This window comes from Azohydromonas caseinilytica (genome assembly GCF_012927045.1).
In the GTDB taxonomy this organism is placed as follows: Bacteria; Pseudomonadota; Gammaproteobacteria; order Burkholderiales; family Burkholderiaceae_C; genus Azohydromonas; species Azohydromonas caseinilytica.
Genome location: NZ_JABBFW010000050.1, coordinates 1 through 16,880, shown reverse-complemented (window position 1 = coordinate 16,880; position 16,880 = coordinate 1). Strand labels below are relative to the sequence as shown.

At 68.2% G+C, this 16,880-nt stretch carries 16 protein-coding genes; 9 read left to right on the top strand and 7 right to left on the bottom strand.

The annotated features are described in order from the left end of the window. The first annotated feature begins 239 nt into the window (after positions 1-239). On the top strand, positions 240-1,106 hold the full coding sequence (locus HHL10_RS29060; RefSeq protein ID WP_169163921.1) for a hypothetical protein: 867 nt from the start codon (positions 240-242) through the stop codon (positions 1,104-1,106). 2 nt (positions 1,107-1,108) lie between these two features. Here HHL10_RS29060 and HHL10_RS29055 read toward each other — a convergent pair whose 3' ends face one another. The 3 genes from HHL10_RS29055 to HHL10_RS29045 are packed head-to-tail and all read right to left on the bottom strand — an operon-like array spanning position 1,109 to position 4,259. Next, a complete protein-coding gene (locus HHL10_RS29055) occupies positions 1,109-2,494 on the bottom strand; it encodes an MATE family efflux transporter (protein WP_169163920.1) in 1,386 nt (461 codons plus the stop codon). A 4-nt stretch (positions 2,495-2,498) separates the two neighbouring features. Continuing rightward, the gene (locus tag HHL10_RS29050) at positions 2,499-2,930 is read right to left on the bottom strand and encodes a DUF3717 domain-containing protein (protein ID WP_169163919.1); all 432 of its coding nucleotides are present in this window, start codon (positions 2,928-2,930) and stop codon (positions 2,499-2,501) included. A gap of 21 nt (positions 2,931-2,951) precedes the next feature. Further along, entirely contained in the window at positions 2,952-4,259 is a 1,308-nt protein-coding gene (locus HHL10_RS29045; protein WP_169163918.1) for a tryptophan--tRNA ligase, read from the bottom strand. Between the two features lie 69 nt (positions 4,260-4,328). On the opposite strand from HHL10_RS29045, the gene purN reads away from it, so the two are divergent. The 3 genes from purN (at position 4,329) to HHL10_RS29030 (ending at position 7,697) form a co-directional block, all read left to right on the top strand. Next, positions 4,329-4,955 (top strand): phosphoribosylglycinamide formyltransferase, encoded by a 627-nt coding sequence (gene purN, locus HHL10_RS29040; protein WP_169163917.1) that lies wholly within the window; start codon positions 4,329-4,331, stop codon positions 4,953-4,955. A gap of 55 nt (positions 4,956-5,010) precedes the next feature. Further along, entirely contained in the window at positions 5,011-6,270 is a 1,260-nt protein-coding gene (locus tag HHL10_RS29035) for an RsmB/NOP family class I SAM-dependent RNA methyltransferase (RefSeq protein WP_169163916.1), read from the top strand. A gap of 203 nt (positions 6,271-6,473) precedes the next feature. Next, a complete protein-coding gene (locus HHL10_RS29030) occupies positions 6,474-7,697 on the top strand; it encodes a DesA family fatty acid desaturase (RefSeq protein ID WP_169163915.1) in 1,224 nt (407 codons plus the stop codon). 315 nt (positions 7,698-8,012) lie between these two features. Here the strand turns inward: HHL10_RS29030 and rpmG are convergent, their stop codons facing one another. From rpmG to trxB, 3 genes are all read right to left on the bottom strand, one after another. Next, on the bottom strand, positions 8,013-8,183 hold the full coding sequence (gene rpmG, locus HHL10_RS29025) for a 50S ribosomal protein L33 (protein ID WP_028998879.1): 171 nt from the start codon (positions 8,181-8,183) through the stop codon (positions 8,013-8,015). 29 nt (positions 8,184-8,212) lie between these two features. Next, positions 8,213-8,446, bottom strand: coding sequence for a 50S ribosomal protein L28 (gene rpmB / locus HHL10_RS29020; RefSeq protein ID WP_028998878.1), 234 nt, complete (start codon positions 8,444-8,446; stop codon positions 8,213-8,215). Positions 8,447-8,722: 276 nt separating this feature from the next. Beyond that, the gene (gene trxB, locus HHL10_RS29015) at positions 8,723-9,679 is read right to left on the bottom strand and encodes a thioredoxin-disulfide reductase (protein WP_169163914.1); all 957 of its coding nucleotides are present in this window, start codon (positions 9,677-9,679) and stop codon (positions 8,723-8,725) included. A 205-nt stretch (positions 9,680-9,884) separates the two neighbouring features. Between trxB and HHL10_RS29010 the strand changes: the two genes are divergently transcribed. The 3 genes from HHL10_RS29010 to lolA all read left to right on the top strand — a co-directional run bounded on the left by HHL10_RS29010 (position 9,885) and on the right by lolA (position 14,106). Continuing rightward, complete coding sequence (locus tag HHL10_RS29010) at positions 9,885-10,556, top strand: Crp/Fnr family transcriptional regulator (protein ID WP_169163913.1); 672 nt, start codon at positions 9,885-9,887, stop codon at positions 10,554-10,556. Positions 10,557-10,684: 128 nt separating this feature from the next. Next, a complete protein-coding gene (locus tag HHL10_RS31300; RefSeq protein ID WP_205833277.1) occupies positions 10,685-13,477 on the top strand; it encodes a DNA translocase FtsK in 2,793 nt (930 codons plus the stop codon). Continuing rightward, complete coding sequence (gene lolA, locus HHL10_RS29000; RefSeq protein ID WP_235971862.1) at positions 13,474-14,106, top strand: outer membrane lipoprotein periplasmic chaperone LolA; 633 nt, start codon at positions 13,474-13,476, stop codon at positions 14,104-14,106. Before HHL10_RS31300 ends, lolA begins: the two co-directional genes overlap by 4 nt. A 7-nt stretch (positions 14,107-14,113) precedes the next feature. Here the strand turns inward: lolA and HHL10_RS28995 are convergent, their stop codons facing one another. Then, a complete protein-coding gene (locus HHL10_RS28995; protein ID WP_169163912.1) occupies positions 14,114-14,764 on the bottom strand; it encodes a PA4824 family protein in 651 nt (216 codons plus the stop codon). 48 nt (positions 14,765-14,812) lie between these two features. Here HHL10_RS28995 and HHL10_RS28990 point away from each other — a divergent pair, with 48 nt between their 5' ends. Together HHL10_RS28990 and HHL10_RS28985 are read left to right on the top strand one after the other, a co-directional pair. Continuing rightward, the gene (locus tag HHL10_RS28990) at positions 14,813-16,147 is read left to right on the top strand and encodes a replication-associated recombination protein A (protein WP_375138996.1); all 1,335 of its coding nucleotides are present in this window, start codon (positions 14,813-14,815) and stop codon (positions 16,145-16,147) included. A 228-nt stretch (positions 16,148-16,375) separates the two neighbouring features. After that, a partial coding sequence (locus HHL10_RS28985) for a branched-chain amino acid ABC transporter permease (RefSeq protein WP_169163911.1) occupies positions 16,376-16,880 on the top strand: 505 nt, incomplete at its 3' end.

Sequence of the window (16,880 nt, the reverse complement as noted above, 5' to 3'; positions counted from 1 at the left end):
CCCGAACAGGACCGTGAAACACCTCAGCGCCGATGATAGTGCGGATTCCCGTGTGAAAGTAGGACATCGTCAGGCTAATATCCCGCCAAACGCCCCGACCAGAATATGGTCGGGGCGTTTTGCTTTGTGGATTTGAAGACCAAATGGACTGCACAGCTGTTTGAGCGCCGAATTGGCTTCAATCGATTAGGCTGAAGATGGTTTCAGGCACGGAAGGACCCACACTGGCCATGTGCAGCATGAAGTGGAAGGCCGCAGTGCTGATGGCATGCAGCTTGGCGATGACACCGGCATGGGCCGACTCCCGGGTGGACGTCGTCGGGCGCTCCTGCGAAGCGATTGCCCAAGAAGTGGTGCAGGCACAGCAGCGGGCCGATGAACTGCACGACGCCCGCCGTGAGCGCATCGGGCGCAATGCGGTGGCGGCCGGCGCTGCGCTCATCTTCTGGCCGGCTCTGCTGGCCATGCGGATCGATCCGTCGCAGGAGCAAGCCCAGCAGGAAGCTCAAGCCCGTGCCGACCAGTTGCTGCGCGACGCCGAGGCGCAAGGCTGTGCCGATGTGCTGCAACTTCCGGCGGCACAACAAGCGGCACTGCCCATCGCCGTGGGCGATGTGTTGGTCTACCGCGAACGCTCGGCGTCCGGTGCCGTGCGCACGCTGCGCCTGCGCGTACAGCGTCTGGAGCGGCGGCGTTTTCTGTTCGAGCTGCAGTCGGACGCGGTTTCAGGCGCCTGGGTGCAGGACCGCGCCGGCAATGTGCTGACGGCGCCCGCCGAGCTCGCATCCTGGCGCGGTCTGCTGCAGCCCGCCCTGGCCAGCGGCACTCGCGTCTCGGGCGAATTGATGAACCTGCATGGCGCCACGGCGCAATTGAAAGCCCAGGTCGTGGCCGAGCATGCCAAGACGCCTTTCGGCTCCAAGTTCGATCCCGTGGTGCTGGACCTCCAGGGCGACATCGAGCCCGGTACGCCGCCAGCGCGCGCGCAGGGCGTGATGGTGGTCGATCGTCTCAGCGGCATCCTGCTTCGGCTGGAGGTGCAGGCCAGCGATCCCCAATTCGATCTGGAACGTCAACTGGTGCACATCGAGGCGGCACCACGCTGAGCTCAATGGGACGCGGTCTGCCTTGGGTGGCTCCGTCCCACGCGGGCCAGCACTCCGGTCAGCGCCAATGCGGCCGCGATCAGCCCGGCCGCCGCAGCGGCCCAGAAGCCGCGCGCACCCTGCAATGCCGGTGAGAGGTGCCACAGGTCGAAGGCCAGGACATAGCCGCCGCCCAGGCCGAGCACCCACACCGCCAAGGCGTAGATCAGCATCGGCAGCGTCGTGACATGCCAGGCGCGCAGTACCGAGGCCACTACCGCCTGCACCGCGTCGCCCAGATGAAACAGCGCCAGCCAGCCGAGCAGCGGCAGGGCCGCGGCCACGACGGCGGCCTCATGGGTGTAGAGGGCGACGATGGCAGGACGTGCCAGGAACAGCAGCAGCCCCAGCAGCAGCGCGCCGGTGGCTGCGATCTGCACCCCGCGCCAGCCCAGGCGACAGGCGCCGGCCGGGTCCTGGGCGCCGATGCGCTGCGCCACCAGCGTCCCGCAGGCGTTGCCAATGGCCAGCGGCAGCATGTACAGCAGCCCGGCCAGGTTGGCCGCGATCTGGTGGCCGGCCACCGGCAGGGTGCCCAGGCGGGAGATGAAGAAGGCCATGAAGGTGAAGCCCGTCACCTCCACCACGATGGCCAAGCCCATGGGGATGCCCAGCTTCAGCTGTGCCGCCAGCGCCGCCCGCCGCGGGCGACCCCAGCGGCGCAGCTGGAACGGCTTGTAGAAGGGGTCGCGGCGCAGCAGCGCCAGAGCGGCCAGCGCCTGTACCCACATCAGCAGCGCCGTGGCGATACCGCAGCCCGTCACGCCCAGAGCCGGCAGGCCCAATCCGGGTTGGCCGAACACCAGCAGCCATGACAGCGGCAGCTTCAGCAGCAGCGCGCCGAGCTGCAGCACCATCACGGCCTTGGGCCGCGACACCGCGGTGTTGAAGCCCCGGAAGGCGGCGAAGGCCAGCGCCGCGGGCAGGGCGAAGGCCAGCGCCGCCATGTAGCCGCGTGTGCGCTGTGCCACCTCGGGCGCGGCCTGCGCCAGCCACAGGAACGGCTGCGGAAAGGCCAGCAGCACACAGCCCGGTACGGACAGCGCCAGGGCCAGCCACAGGGCCTGCTGCAATTGCTGGCCGGCCTCGGCCAGGCGCCGTGCGCCAAACAGCCGTCCCGCGATGGGGCCAACCGCCAGCACCACGCCCATCAGGCCGATGAAGACGCTGATGTAGGCGGCCGAGCCCACGGCCAGCGCCGCCAGATCGCGCGCGTCGTGGCGGGCCAGCAGCAGCGTGTCGATGGTGGCGAAGGCCAGCACGGCGATCTGGCCCACGAACACCGGCCAGGCCAGCGCGGCGATGTGCCGCAGGTCCTGCCCGAAGCTGGGCGCGGCGCTGGCCGTCAATGCATCAGTCCCGAGCTTGGGCGTCCGGCGATGGCGGCGCCGCGCGCTCGGCGTAGCGGTTGAAGCGCCAGGCCGTGCCTTCGAACGTGATGCGGCGCCAGGTGGCGCGCTTCTCGGCCGGGCTCATGCGCGGCCAGTGCTGCACCTCGTCGAAGCTGCGGCCGCAGCCCTTGCAGATCTCGTCGCCCTGGCTGGTGGAGCAGATGGCGATGCAGGGCGCGTCCGGCGTGCTGGCGTACCAGTCCAGCCACGCCATCTGGGCTTCAGGCGGCATGGCGTCCTCGTCCTGCTCGTCGCGGCGCTCATAGACCATGAGGGCGTAGACCTCGGCCAGGGCCTGCACTTCCGGGCAGGTGCTGATGCCGTCAGGCGAGGGCGAGCGGCGGCGCCACCAGTTGATGGCCGCCTCAATGTCGAGCAGATGAATCCCGGCCATGCGAGATGAGTTCCTACAGCTTCAGTCCTGCGCGGCCACCAGCGTCGCCAGGGCCGCCTCCACCTGCACGCGCTCCGCGCTGGCGTCCCACTGCACCGGCGCACCTTCCAGCGCCGCGGCGCCTTCGGTCTTGAGCCGCTTGACCCAGGCCCCGGCCTCGCGGCCCTCAGCAATCGGCGTGCTCTGCAGCAGCACCGCGCCTTGCGGGCTGGTGAGCTTGAAGAAGAAGGCGCCGCCCTCGCGGTACTGCTTGAAATCCGGCAGCGCCGCCTTGGCGGTCGCCGCCTGGGCCTTGGCCGGTGCCGCCACGGCCACCATCGGGCGCAGGCCCACGGCGTGGCGCAGCTCGGCCAGGAAGGGCGTGGCGATGGCGCGGGCCTTGCGCGCACCCTCCTGCAGCGCTGCCTCGATGCGCTCGGGATGCGCCATCAGCTCGGCATAGCGGGCCCGCATCGGGCCAATCTCGCCCTCGATCAGCGCCACCAGCCGCTGCTTGGCCTCGCCCCAGGCCAGGCCGGCGCGCAGCTCGTCGCGGAAGGTTTGGCGAGCCGCGTCATCGGCGGCGAAGGCGTCGTAGATCGTGACCAGGTGCGAGGCGTCCGGGTCCTTGGGCTCGCCGGGCAGGCGCGAGTCCGTGACGATGCGCGCTACCGCCTCCTTGAGCCCCCGCTCGCCGCCTTCGAACAGCGGGATGGTGTTGTCGTAGCTCTTGGACATCTTGCGGCCGTCCAGGCCAGGCAGCGTCGCCACCGCTTCCTCGATTTCCGCCTGCGGCAGCACGAACAGCTCGCGCCCGGCGCCGAAGAGGTGGTTGAAGCGCTGGGCCACGTCGCGCGCCATCTCGATGTGCTGCACCTGGTCGCGGCCCACAGGCACGCGGTGCGCATTGAACATCAGGATGTCGGCCGCCATCAGGATGGGGTAGCAGAACAGGCCCATGGTCACGCCGGCGTCGATGTCCTCGCCCGCGGCGGCGTTTACGTCGGTGGCGGCCTTGTAGGCGTGGGCCCGGTTCATCTGGCCCTTGGCGGTGACGCAGGTCAGCAGCCAGGTCAGCTCGGTGATCTCGGGGATGTCGCTCTGGCGGTAGAAGGTCACGCGCTGCGTGTCCAGGCCGGCGGCCAGCCAGGTGGCGGCGATCTCCAGCCGCGAGCGCTCGATGCGGGCCGGGTCGTCGCACTTGATCAGCGCGTGGTAGTCGGCCAGGAAGAAGAAGCTCTCCACGCCCGGGGCGCGGCTGGCAACGATGGCCGGCCGGATGGCGCCGACGTAGTTGCCCAGGTGCGGCGTGCCGGTGGTGGTGATGCCGGTGAGAACGCGTTCGGTCATGGTGGAAGCGGGAGTGGCGCGCGAAGCAAAACCGGCCATTCTAAGGAGGCGGCTACACTCGCTGCCCCCATGAAGCGCATCGTCATCCTGATCTCGGGCCGCGGCTCCAACATGCAGGCCGTGGCCGAGGCCTGTGCCCGCGAGGGCTGGCCCGCCACCGTCGCCGCCGTCATCTCCAACCGTCCGCAGGCCGCGGGCATCGCCTGGGCCGCCGAGAGGGGTATCCCGACCGCGGTGGTGGATCACAAGGCCTACGGCTCGCGCGAGGCCTTCGATGCCGCGCTGCAGCAGGCCATCGACGCCTTCGAGCCGGACCTGCTGGTGCTGGCGGGCTTCATGCGCATCCTGGGCGCCGACTTCACCCGCCACTACGCCGGGCGCATGCTCAACGTGCACCCCTCGCTGCTGCCGGCCTTCACCGGGCTGCACACGCACCGGCGCGCCATCGAGGCCGGCTGCAAGGTGGCCGGGGCCACGGTCCACTTCGTCACCGCCGAGCTGGATCACGGGCCCATCGTGGCGCAGGCCGTGGTGCCGGTGCTGCCCGGCGACGACGAGGCCCAGCTGGCCGCGCGCGTGCTGCAGCAGGAGCACAAGCTCTACCCGATGGCGGTGCGCTGGTTCGTGGAGGGGCAGCTGCGCATCGAGGACGGCATCGTCTGGCATGCCGGCGGCGCACCGCAGCTGCTGGTCTGAGCCCAGGACAGCCCCGCAGCCGGTCGGCTGAGTGCCGGCTGGGATAATCCCAGGGATGCATCCGAATGCCCTGCTGGACCTGAGCACTGAGCTGCTGCGGGCCGTACTCAAACTGGACCAACCTGCCGACGCCGTGGTGTCGGCTTTCTTCCGCCGCCAAGGCAAGCTCGGTTCGCGCGAGCGCCATGCGCTGGCCGAGACCACCTACCACGTGCTGCGGCATCGCCTGCTGCTGCAGCATCTGGCGCAAAGCGGCAGCGGCGCCATGGAGCGGCGGCTGGCCATCCTGGGCTGGCAGGGCACCGAGTCGGTGCTCAAGGCCGCGATCGGGCCGCAGGAGCAGCAGTGGCTGCAGCATGCGAAGTCCATCGACGTGTCCACGCTGGCCGACAAGCTGCGCCACAACCTGCCGGACTGGGTCGCGCAGCCGCTGCGCGAGCGCCTGGGCGAGGAGGAATTCATGGCGCTGGCGCGCGCACTCAACGAGAGCGCCCCGCTGGACCTGCGCGTCAACCTGCTCAAGTGCAAGCGCGAGGAGGCGCTGGCGGCGCTGCAGGCGGCGGGTATCGAGGCCCGGCCGACGCCGTACTCGCCCTGGGGCCTGCGCGTGCAGGGCAAGCCGGCGCTCAATCGCCTGGAGCTGTTCACCAGCGGCGGCGTCGAGGTGCAGGACGAGGGCAGCCAGCTGCTGGCGCTGCTGGTGGCGCCCAAGCGCGGCGAGATGGTGGTGGACTTCTGCGCCGGTGCCGGCGGCAAGACGCTGGCCCTGGGCGCGGCGATGCGCAACACCGGACGCCTCTACGCCTTCGACGTCTCGGGCAGCCGGCTCGATGCGCTCAAGCCGCGGCTGGCACGCAGCGGCCTGTCCAACGTCTATCCGGCGCAGCTCGCGCATGAGCGTGACGAGCGCGTCAAGCGCCTGGCCGGCAAGATCGACCGCGTGCTGGTCGATGCGCCGTGCTCAGGCCTGGGCACGCTGCGCCGCAATCCGGACCTGAAGTGGCGCCAGTCGCCGCAGGCGGTGCAGGAGCTGCGCGCCAAGCAGTCGGCCATCCTGGCCAGTGCGGCGCGGTTGCCCAAGAGCGGCGGTCGGCTGGTCTACGCCACCTGCAGCTTGCTGCCTTCGGAGAACGAGGACATTGCGCGGGAATTCAGTGCCGCGCATCCGGAGTACGAGCTTCTGGATGCCGCCGAGCTGCTGGCTCAAGCGCAAGTACCGCAGGCCGACACGCTGGTCAGCGACGGCTTCCTGCGCTTGTGGCCCCATCGCCACGCCACGGACGGTTTTTTTGCCGCTGTTTGGCAGCGGCGTTGAGTTTTTTGGGCTTTGTGGCCCGCTTTGCGCAGGCATCCGGCATGCTGCGCGAGGGTGTTCCCAACGGCGCGGGTGGGGCACCGTGTAAGTTCGCTGTGACTTGTGGCGTAGCCAACCAAGGGCTTACGCGGTTGTGCGGACTGTGATGAGGGGTATCCCCCTTAAAATCCGCGCCGCTCGATTGGTGCTCAAGGCTTGACTTCATGAACGAACTTTTGGTGGTGCGTGACGCGCTGTTGCAATGGCTGGCTTATGGCCTGACGAAGGCTTCCTGGTGGCAGGTGCTGGTCTTCACGCTGGTGGTGACGCACCTGACGATCCTGTCCGTCACCATCTTCCTGCACCGCTCGCAGGCGCACCGGGCGCTGGATCTGCATCCGCTGCCGGCCCACTTCTTCCGCTTCTGGCTGTGGCTGACCACCGGCATGGTGACCAAGCAGTGGGTGGCCATCCACCGCAAGCACCACGCCAAGTGTGAAACCGAGGAAGACCCCCACAGCCCGCAAACCCGTGGCATCAAGACCGTGCTGCTGCAGGGTGCCGAGCTCTATCGCGCCGAGGCCAAGGTTCAGGAGACGCTGAAGAAGTACGGCCATAACACGCCGGACGACTGGATCGAGCGCAACCTCTACACCCGTCACAGCGCGCTGGGCGTGTCGCTGATGCTGATCATCGACGTGGCACTGTTCGGCGCTCTGGGTCTGTCGGTGTGGGCGGTGCAGATGCTGTGGATTCCCATCAACGCCGCCGGCATCATCAACGGCATTGGCCACTACTGGGGCTACCGCAACTTCGAGGCCAATGACGCCTCCACCAACGTTGCGCCCTGGGGCATCGTGATCGGTGGCGAAGAGCTGCACAACAACCACCACACCTACCCGACCTCGGCCAAGTTCTCCGTGAAGCCTTTCGAGTTCGACATCGGCTGGGGTTACATCCGGGCGCTGGAAATGCTGGGGCTGGCCAAGGTGCGCAAGACTGCGCCGCAGCTCAAGCTTGGGCCGGTCAAGCCGGTGGCCGACGGCAAGACGCTGGAAGCCGTTATCGCCAACCGCTATGAGGTGATGGCGCGCTATGGCAAGGAGCTCAAGCGGGCTTGCGCTGCGGAACTGGAGCATTTGAAGGCGCAAGGTGCGCAGAACACCGCCAAGTGGGCCGAGCTGCGTCTGGCCAAGCGCTGGCTGCATCGTGACGATGACAAGATCCCCAGCGCCGTGAAGGCGCAGATGGCGCAGGCCCTGTCCAACAGCCCGGCCCTGGCCAAGCTGGTGGCCATGCGCGAGGAACTGCGTCAGCTCTGGACCCGCACCAACGTCTCGGCCGAACAGCTGGTGTTGGACCTGCAGGCTTGGTGCCACCGCGCCGAGGAGAGCGGCATCACTGCGCTGCAGGAGTTCTCACGCAAGCTGCGCGCGGCGCACGCCTGACGCGAATCTCCACCATTCACGAAAAAGCCCGCTGCAGCGGGCTTTTTTATGGGCGCTTGGGGGCCGCGTGGGCCTGTCTGAGCTTGCGTGGCGCAGGGTGGAGGGCTACTGCGCAGTGACTGCTTTGCATCGTTGTGGCTGGCACCGAACACAGTGCGGCTGCGTGACGGCGCAGGGGGAGGGTTGTGGCGTGTACCGCGGCCGGGTTGGTGAGTCGTTTGGGGACGTCACGAGAAACGCCGCGAAGACATCCATGCCCAAAGAAAAAGGCCCGCTGGTGCGGGCCTCTTCTTCGGCTGTGAACCTGGGGTCAGGTCACTTCAGCTTGATTTCCTTGTACAGGACGTGCTTGCGCGCCTTGGGATCGAACTTCATGAATTCGAGCTTTTCGGGCGTCGTCTTCTTGTTCTTGTTGGTCGTGTAGAAGTGACCCGTGCCGGCCGTGGATTCCAGCTTGATCTTCTCGCGTCCGCCTTTGGTGGCCATGATGTGCTCCTAGTGATTGCGGCGGCTGCTTACAGCTCGCCCTTGGCGCGCAGGTCGGCAACGACCTGGTCGATGCCGACCTTGTCGATCAGGCGCAGCGCGGCGTTGGACACACGCAGACGGATGAAGCGGTTCTCGCTTTCCATCCAGAAGCGACGGTACTGCAGGTTCGGCAGGAAGCGACGCTTGGTTTTGTTGTTGGCGTGGGAGACATTGTTCCCAACCATCGGGCGCTTGCCCGTGACTTGACAGACGCGTGCCATGACGCTTCTCCACTTTCTCTCGGATTTCGGGAGCGGTGCGCAGCGCAGGAGAACCGTAAGACTTCAGCCATCCAGCAAGGTCAGGCTTGCCAAGCCCCCTGATGCACACCCTTCGAGGGCCTGCGCGAAAGGAATTTTCGCTTTGTGTGCAGGCCGCTTCTCGGCAAAGACGGCGATTATAGCCATAAACCGCCAAGCCCTTGTGCTAAGGCTTGGCTTGTGCCCGGAATCGCCGCCCTCGCTCATGGCGGCCGTCAGGCCGCCGTGGTCATGCGCTCAGAGCTGTTGCTCCAGAAAGCGCTGCGCATCCAGCGCCGCCATGCAGCCGGTGCCGGCGCTGGTGATGGCCTGGCGGTAGACGTGATCCTGCACATCGCCGGCAGCAAAGACGCCGGGTACGCTGGTCATGGTGGCAAAGCCCGCCAGGCCAGAGCGGGTGAGGATGTAGCCGTCCTTCATCTCCAGCTGGCCTTCGAAGATCTGCGTATTGGGCTGGTGGCCCACGGCGATGAAAACGCCCTGCAGCGCCAGCTCCTTGGTGCTGCCGTCCTGCACGTTGCGCAGGCGCACACCGGTGACGCCGCTCTGGTCGCCCAGCACTTCATCCAGCGTGTTCCAGAGGTGCAGCTCGATCTTGCCTGCGGCCACCTTTTCCATGACCTTGTCCACCAGGATGGGCTCGGCACGGAACTTGTCGCGCCGGTGGATGAGATGAACCTTGGCGGCGATGTTGGACAGGTAGAGCGCATCCTCCACCGCCGTGTTGCCGCCGCCGACCACGCAGGCTTGCTGGTCGCGGTAGAAGAAGCCGTCACAGGTAGCGCAGCCCGAGACGCCGCGGCCCATGAAGGCTTCCTCGCTGGGCAGGCCCAGGTACTTGGCGCTGGCGCCGGTGGCAATGATGAGCGTGTCGCAGGTGTAGACGCCCGAGTCGCCCTTGAGCGTGAACGGACGGCGGCTGAAGTCCACCGTGTTGATGTGATCGAAGACGATCTGCGTGTTGAAGCGTTCGGCGTGCTGCTGGAAGCGCTGCATCAGGTCCGGGCCCATCACGCCCATGACATCGGCGGGCCAGTTGTCCACTTCGGTGGTAGTCATGAGCTGGCCGCCCTGGGCCATGCCCGTGACCAGCACGGGCTTGAGGTTGGCGCGGGCGGCGTAAATGGCGGCGGTGTAGCCGGCGGGGCCGGAACCCAGGATCAGGACCTGGGCATGGAGGGTGCTGTCGTTCATGGCGGTGGGAATTTCTTGGATCGGACACGGCGTGGGTCGCCGCCCGGCCGGGGAGTCTGACACGGCGCGCCGCAGCGGTAGGGCGCCCGCGCCAAACGCCACAATAGCTGATGGGCGCAGCGTGAAAATCCAGGGCGGGGCCCTGACGCTGCTGCTGCAAGATGGCGCTCGGCCCGTCGTTGCGCCGCTTCATGAAAGGATGCCGATGTCGCTGTTGCTGTCGAACCTGGACCTGATCCGTCGAGTGCCTTTGTTTTCGCTCTTGACCACCGAGCAGGCGCAAACCATTGCCGACAGCGTCGTCAAGCGACGTTTCCGGCGCGGCGAGCTGGTGGTGGAGCAGGGTCGCAAGAGCAACGCGCTGTTCATCCTGCTCAATGGCCGGGCACGCGTGCTCACTGCCGACGCCCGCGGGCGCGAGGTGATCCTGGCCGTGCTGCAGGCCGGCGACTACGTGGGCGAGATGAGTCTCATCGACAACGAGCCCCACTCCGCCACCGTGCGCGCCGAGGTGCAGACCGACATGCTCATCCTCGGACGCCAGGAGTTCGCGCGCTGCCTGCCCGAAGGCTCCAGCCTGGCCTACGCCATCCTGCGTGGCTTGGTGGCACGGTTGCGCAACGCCGATCGCCAGATCGAATCGCTGGCGCTGCTGGACGTGTACGGCCGCGTGGCGCGCACCCTGCTCGACATGGCCGAGGACGACAACGGCGTGAAGATCATTCGCGGCAAGGTGTCGCGCCAGGACATGGCCAAGGTGGTGGGCGCCTCGCGCGAAATGGTCAGCCGCGTCATGAAGGACCTGGAAGAGCGCGGGATGATCGAGACGCAGGAAAGCGGCGCCGTGGTGCTCAAGGACCGGCTGCTGTCTGACTGAAGAAGGCACGTCCATGGCGGGTGCGGTAGCCCGAAAGCAGCCCAGGTTGGCCTGCGCCGGGCCTGCCGCGCGACGTATCCGCTGGTGAGTACGGCGGTGAGGTGCTGCCGCCGCGCCACAATCCGGGGATGAGCTTTCCGCTGGGTTCCTTCACCGAGTCCCCCTCCAACACTTACCGGCGCCGTTCCGGTGCGTCACCGACGTCCACGCCGCCGCCGCGCTGGCGGACGCAACTGTGGCTGACGGGTGGCGCCATCCTGGGCCTGCTTTGGCTGCTGGCCCTGCTCACTCACGACCCGGCGGACCCGGGCTTCTCCACCTCGGGTGACGGCCGGCCGCTGGTCAATAACCAGGTCGGGCTGCTGGGGGCCTGGGCCGCGGACCTGGGGCTGTTCCTGTTCGGCTGGTCGGTGTGGTGGCTGCCCGTGATCGGCCTGCGCCTGTGGCTGGGCGCGCTGGCGCGACTGCTGCGCGGCGAGGGCGGCCCGTCGCGGCGGCTGGGGTTCTGCATCGGCGTGGTGCTGCTGATGTCGGCCAGTTGCGCGCTGGAGTGGACGCGGCTGTACCGCTGGGAGGCCGGTCTGCCTGGCCACGCCGGCGGCGTGCTGGGCTACCTGCTTGGCCCGTGGAGCCTGAAGTGGTTCGGGTTCGCCGGCTCGGGTGTGGGCTGGATCGTGGCGCTGGTCCTGGGGCTGTCCCTGTCGCTGCGCTTTTCGTGGGCGAACCTGGCCGACCGCATCGGCGGCGCGGTGGAGGCGGTGGTGCAGGGCATGCGTCAGCGCATTGAAGGCATGCTGGATCGCCGTGCCGGCCGCCTGGCACAGCAGGAGCGTCGGCGCGAGGAAGTGGCCGAGCGTCAGGCCCATGAGCCTCACTCCGTGCGCATCGATCCGCCGCTGCAGGAGGAGCCGCCCGCTGCGGAAGCAGCGTCGGCTCGCCCAGCGCGCAAGCGTGCGCCGGTGAAGCCGGTCGAGCCCGTGGAAGCCGTGGAGCCGGTGCTGGTGACCGATCCGCCCGCTCCGGCCGCGGCTGCAGCCGCCACCGAGGTGGTGGAGCCCGAGCCGCTGGTGGTGGACGTGCCTTTCACCGAAGTCAAGGCAGCGTCCGCCAAGGCCCCCGAGCCGCCCTGGGCTGACAGCGTTGCCGCTGCTTCGCCGCCTGTCCCCGCCGACGCTGATCGCGACGACGAGCCGGAGGCCGAACTCCCGCCGGCACCGCCGCCCCCGGTCCCGAAGCCGGCCACACCCGTGCCGCCGTCGCCGTCCGTGGCTCCGGCGGTTCCCGTGGCCTCCGTGGCGCCTGTGGTTCCTGAGGCCTCTGTGGTTTCTGAAACACCTGCTGCTGCTCCCGTGGCGCCTGTTGCTCCCATGGCCAAGGCGCCTGTCAAGGCGGCTGTGCCCGTGCCGCGTGCGGTTTCTCCAAGTGAGAGCACGCTGCCGCAGGTCGATCTGCTCGACGCCGCGCCGGCGCAGCGCGAATCGGTTTCGCCCGAAACGCTGGAGATGACCTCGCGCCTGATCGAGAAGAAGCTCAAGGACTTCGGCGTGGAGGTGCGCGTGGTGGCGGCCTCGCCGGGCCCGGTGATCACGCGTTACGAAATCGAGCCCGCCACGGGCGTGAAGGGCTCGCAGATCGTGAATCTGGCCAAGGACCTGGCGCGCTCGCTGAGCCTGGTGAGCATCCGCGTGGTCGAGACCATTCCCGGCCGCACCACCATGGCGCTGGAGCTGCCCAACGTGCGGCGCCAGATGATCCGCCTCACCGAGATCCTGGACTCGCGCGTCTACCGTGAGGCGCAGTCGCTGCTGTCCATCGGCCTGGGCAAGGACATCGTGGGCGCGCCCGTGGTGGCCGACCTGGCCAAGATGCCGCACTGCCTGGTGGCGGGCACCACCGGCTCGGGCAAGTCGGTGGGCATCAACGCCATGATCCTGTCGCTGCTCTACAAGGCCGAGGCCGACGAGGTGCGGCTGATCCTCATCGACCCGAAGATGCTGGAGATGAGCGTCTACGAGGGCATTCCGCACCTGCTGTGCCCGGTGGTGACGGACATGAAGCAGGCGGCCAATGCGCTCAACTGGTGCGTGGCCGAGATGGAGCGCCGCTACAAGCTCATGTCCAAGCTGGGCGTGCGCAACCTCGCCGGCTACAACAAGAAGATCGACGACGCCGCGGAGCGCGAGGAGCACATCCCCAACCCGTTCAGCCTCACGCCCGAGGAGCCCGAGCCGCTGGAGCGGCTGCCCTTCGTCGTGGTCGTCATCGACGAGCTGGCCGACCTGATGATGGTGGTGGGCAAGAAGATCGAGGAGCTCATTGCCCGCCTGGCGCAGAAGGCGCGTGCCGCCGGCATCCACCTCGTGCTGGCCACGCAGCGGCCCAGCGTGGACGTGATCACCGGCCTGATCAAGGCCAACATCCCGACGCGGCTGAGCTTCCAGGTCAGCTCCAAGATCGACTCGCGCACCATCCTCGACCAGATGGGCGCCGAGGCGCTGCTGGGGCAGGGCGACATGCTCTACCTCACGCCGGGCGGCGGCATTCCGGTGCGCGTGCACGGCGCCTTCGTGTCCGACGAGGAGGTGCACCGCGTGGTGGACTACCTCAAGCAGCACGGCGAGCCCAACTACATCGAGGGCATCCTGGAGGGCGGCGTGCTGGAGAGCGACGGCGGCAACGGCGTCACCAGCATCGGCGGCAGCGTCGATGCCGACGGCGAGTCCGACCCGATGTACGACCAGGCGGTGGCGATCGTGCTGCAGCACAAGCGTGCTTCCATCTCGCTGGTGCAGCGCCATTTGCGCATTGGCTACAACCGCGCTGCGCGGTTGCTGGAACAAATGGAGAAGTCCGGGCTCGTATCGGCCATGGCCACCAACGGCAACCGGGACATCATCGTCCCCAAGCGTGAAGAGGTATGAGCAAGAGCTGGAACATGCGCCTGATCCGACCCCTGGCAGCCGCCGCGCTGCTGCTGGCCGCCGCGGGGGCGGCGCGCGCCGACGCGGTGGAGGCGCTGCGCGACTTCGTGCGCGAAGCCAAGACCGGCCGCGCCGCTTTCACCCAGACCGTGACCGCACCCGACGGCGCCAAGAAGAAGTCCTCCAGCGGCAGCTTCGAGTTCGCGCGCCCGAACCGCTTCCGCTTCGAGTACCGCAAGCCCTATGAGCAGCTGATCGTGGCCGACGGGCAGAAGGTGTGGATCTTCGACGCCGACCTGCAGCAGGCCAGCGCCCGCCCGCTGGCGCAGGCGCTGGGCGCGACGCCGGCGGCGCTGCTGGCCGGCGGGGCGCTGGACAAGGATTTCAACCTGTCCAACCTGCCTTCGGCGCAGGGGCTGGACTGGGTGCAGGCCATGCCGCGCGACAAGGAGGCCGTCTTCCAGTCGCTGCGCGTGGCCTTCAAGGGCCGCACGCTGGCCGCCATCGAAGTCGTGGACAGCTTCGGCCAGCACTCGCGGCTGGATTTCAACGAGCTGGCCACCAACGTGCCGGTGCCCGCAGAAGACTTCAGGTTCGTGCCGCCCAAGGGCGTGACGGTGGTGGAGTAACCGGGCTTCAGAACGCCAGCTTCAGGCCCAGCGTGAGGACGCGGGCGCCGCTGCCGGTCTGACGGCCCCAGCTGGTGTCCACGAACAACCGCGACGGCCGCAAGGCCCAACGCGCGCCGACCTGGAGCCAGGGATTGCGGTCCTGGTCGTCGACGAACACCTCACCCATCAGGTCCAGGCCCGAGGTGACCCGGTGCTCCAGCGCCAGCGCCCAGGCCGCGGCGCCCCGGTCCTCGCTGCGCCGATATCCCAGGTTGGCATGCAGCGTCCAGTCCGCTGCCAGCGGTTGCGACAGCACGCCCAGCAGGGCGCGCTCGTCGCGTTGCAGCACCCAGGACAAGCTCAGTTGCGGCCCATTGCCATCCTCGTCGCCGTTCAGCCGTGTCTTGCCCTGCAGCCCGGCCAGAGTGTTGCGCTCGGCGCCATCATGGCTGTGCGACAGGCTCAGGCCCAGCTCCGAGCGCCAGCCCACGCCGCAGTCCAGCTCCAGCTCGCGTTCGCGGCTGCGCTGACCTTCGCTCCATTTGCGGCCGACATGGCTTTCAAGCTCGCATTCGCCGCGGTCCTCCACCTCGGCATCCTCGGTGAACAGCGGCCGGTCGGCATGAGCCACCGGGATCAACAGGCTCAGAGCGAGCGCGGACAGCAGACTTCTCATTTCGGCACTGTAGGTGGGGTGCTTGGAGGGATGCCGGACAATCGGTGCATGAACGGGTCCTTGTTCGACGATGAGCCTGGCCGGGCCATGGCCCCCGGCGCGCCGGGGCATGTGCCGCTGGCGGAGCGGTTGCGGCCGCATACGCTGGACGAAGTAATTGGGCAACAGCATCTGCTGGGCCCGGGCAAGCCGCTGCGCCGCGCCTTCGAGACCGGTCGGCTGCATTCGATGATCCTGTGGGGCCCGCCGGGTGTGGGCAAGACCACGCTGGCACGCCTGATGGCGCAAGCCTTCGACGCCGAGTTCATCGTCATCTCGGCCGTGCTGGGCGGTGTCAAGGAAATCAGGGAGGCGGTGGAGCGCGCACGCGCCGCGCAGGCCACGGGGCGCGCGGCGGTGGTGTTCGTGGACGAGGTGCACCGCTTCAACAAGGCGCAGCAGGATGCCTTCCTGCCGCACGTGGAATCGGGCCTGTTCACCTTCATCGGCGCCACCACCGAGAACCCCAGTTTCGAAGTCAACGCTGCGCTGCTGTCGCGGGCCACGGTGCATGTGCTCAAGGCGCTGGGCGACGAGGACATGCGCAGCCTCATCGAGCGCGCGCGGCAGGCGCTGCAGGCGCCGCCCATGAGCGAGGCGGCACAGGCCCGGCTGACCGGCTATGCCGATGGCGATGCACGCCGGCTGCTCAATGCCTTCGAGAACCTGGTGGCCTTGGCCGGCAACGCCCCGGAACTGGACGAGCCGCTGCTGGAGCGCACGCTGGGCGAGCAGCTGCGCCGTTACGACAAGGGCGGGGACCAGTTCTACGATTCCATTTCCGCACTGCACAAATCGGTGCGCGGCTCCGACCCCGACGCCACGCTGTACTGGCTGGCGCGCATGCTCGACGGCGGGGCGGATGCGCGCTACGTGGCGCGGCGCCTCATCCGCATGGCCGCCGAGGACATCGGCCTGGCCGACCCGCGCGCGCTGCGCCTGGCATTGGATGCGGCCGAAACCTATGAGCGCCTGGGCTCGCCCGAAGGCGAGCTGGCGCTGGCCGAGGCGGCGGTCTACCTGGCCGTGGCGCCGAAGTCCAACGCCGTCTACAAGGCCTGGGGCGCGGTGCGCGCCTTCGTGAAGCACGACGGCACCCGACCGGTGCCGCTGCACCTGCGCAATGCACCCACGGCGCTCATGAAGCAGCTCGACCATGGGCGCGGCTACCGCTACGCGCATGACGAGACGGGCGCCTACGCCGCCGGCGAGCGCTACCTGCCCGAGGGCGTCGAGGAGCGCTTCTACGAGCCCGCACCGCGCGGGCTGGAAATCAAGATCGGCGAGAAGCTGGCCGAACTGCGGCGTCTGGACGCCGCGGCGCGCCAGGATGACGACCGTTAAGCGCTTTTGATGTAAGCGAACTTTTCAGCACTTGACGTGCTACGCGCGGGCAACTCCCAAGCAGAGGACGTGCCGCGCACACCTACAATCCGCCGTTTTTCGGCTGCCGGACCCGCTCACCTCGGGGCCGGCATGGCCCGTGCGTATCCCTTGCACGGCCGCGACCAGGACGAGCCGGAAAAATGGGCGCCAGCCATGCGCCGGCAGTAGCAGCAGGAGATCCCTCGGATGGATATTTTTCTTCAGCAGGTCATCAACGGCCTGGTGCTGGGCAGCATGTACGCGCTCGTGGCACTGGGCTACACGATGGTCTACGGCATCATCAACCTCATCAACTTCGCCCACGGCGAGGTGCTGATGGTGGGCGCGCTGGTCAGCTGGACCGTCGTGACGGCCCTGGGCGACTCGGGCCTGCCCGGGTGGGCGCTGATGCTGATCTCGCTCATCGCCGCCGTCGTCATCTGCTCGGCGCTGAACTTCACGATCGAGAAGCTGGCCTACCGGCCGCTGCGCAACGCGCCGCGCCTGGCCCCGCTGATCACGGCCATGGGCATGAGCCTGCTGCTGCAGACGCTGGCCATGATCCTCTGGAAGCCCAACCCGAAACCCTTCCCGCAGCTGCTGCCCACCGACCCCATCGAGATCGGCGGCGCCGTCATCAGCGTCACGCAGATCCTGATCCTGAGCATCACGGCCATGGTGCTGGCCGCGCTGCTGTTCCTGGTGAACAAGA

What these genes read in the sequence shown, in the direction of transcription:
- HHL10_RS29060 (WP_169163921.1), top strand. Translation starts at nt 240, where the DNA reads ATGAAGTGGAAGGCCGCAGTGCTGATGGCATGCAGCTTGGCGATGACA.
- HHL10_RS29050 (WP_169163919.1), bottom strand. Translation starts at nt 2,930, where the DNA reads ATGGCCGGGATTCATCTGCTCGACATTGAGGCGGCCATCAACTGGTGG.
- HHL10_RS29045 (WP_169163918.1), bottom strand. Translation starts at nt 4,259, where the DNA reads ATGACCGAACGCGTTCTCACCGGCATCACCACCACCGGCACGCCGCAC.
- purN (WP_169163917.1), top strand. Translation starts at nt 4,329, where the DNA reads ATGAAGCGCATCGTCATCCTGATCTCGGGCCGCGGCTCCAACATGCAG.
- HHL10_RS29035 (WP_169163916.1), top strand. Translation starts at nt 5,011, where the DNA reads ATGCATCCGAATGCCCTGCTGGACCTGAGCACTGAGCTGCTGCGGGCC.
- HHL10_RS29030 (WP_169163915.1), top strand. Translation starts at nt 6,474, where the DNA reads ATGAACGAACTTTTGGTGGTGCGTGACGCGCTGTTGCAATGGCTGGCT.
- rpmG (WP_028998879.1), bottom strand. Translation starts at nt 8,183, where the DNA reads ATGGCCACCAAAGGCGGACGCGAGAAGATCAAGCTGGAATCCACGGCC.
- rpmB (WP_028998878.1), bottom strand. Translation starts at nt 8,446, where the DNA reads ATGGCACGCGTCTGTCAAGTCACGGGCAAGCGCCCGATGGTTGGGAAC.
- trxB (WP_169163914.1), bottom strand. Translation starts at nt 9,679, where the DNA reads ATGAACGACAGCACCCTCCATGCCCAGGTCCTGATCCTGGGTTCCGGC.
- HHL10_RS29010 (WP_169163913.1), top strand. Translation starts at nt 9,885, where the DNA reads ATGTCGCTGTTGCTGTCGAACCTGGACCTGATCCGTCGAGTGCCTTTG.
- HHL10_RS31300 (WP_205833277.1), top strand. Translation starts at nt 10,685, where the DNA reads ATGAGCTTTCCGCTGGGTTCCTTCACCGAGTCCCCCTCCAACACTTAC.
- lolA (WP_235971862.1), top strand. Translation starts at nt 13,474, where the DNA reads ATGAGCAAGAGCTGGAACATGCGCCTGATCCGACCCCTGGCAGCCGCC.
- HHL10_RS28995 (WP_169163912.1), bottom strand. Translation starts at nt 14,764, where the DNA reads ATGAGAAGTCTGCTGTCCGCGCTCGCTCTGAGCCTGTTGATCCCGGTG.
- HHL10_RS28990 (WP_375138996.1), top strand. Translation starts at nt 14,813, where the DNA reads ATGAACGGGTCCTTGTTCGACGATGAGCCTGGCCGGGCCATGGCCCCC.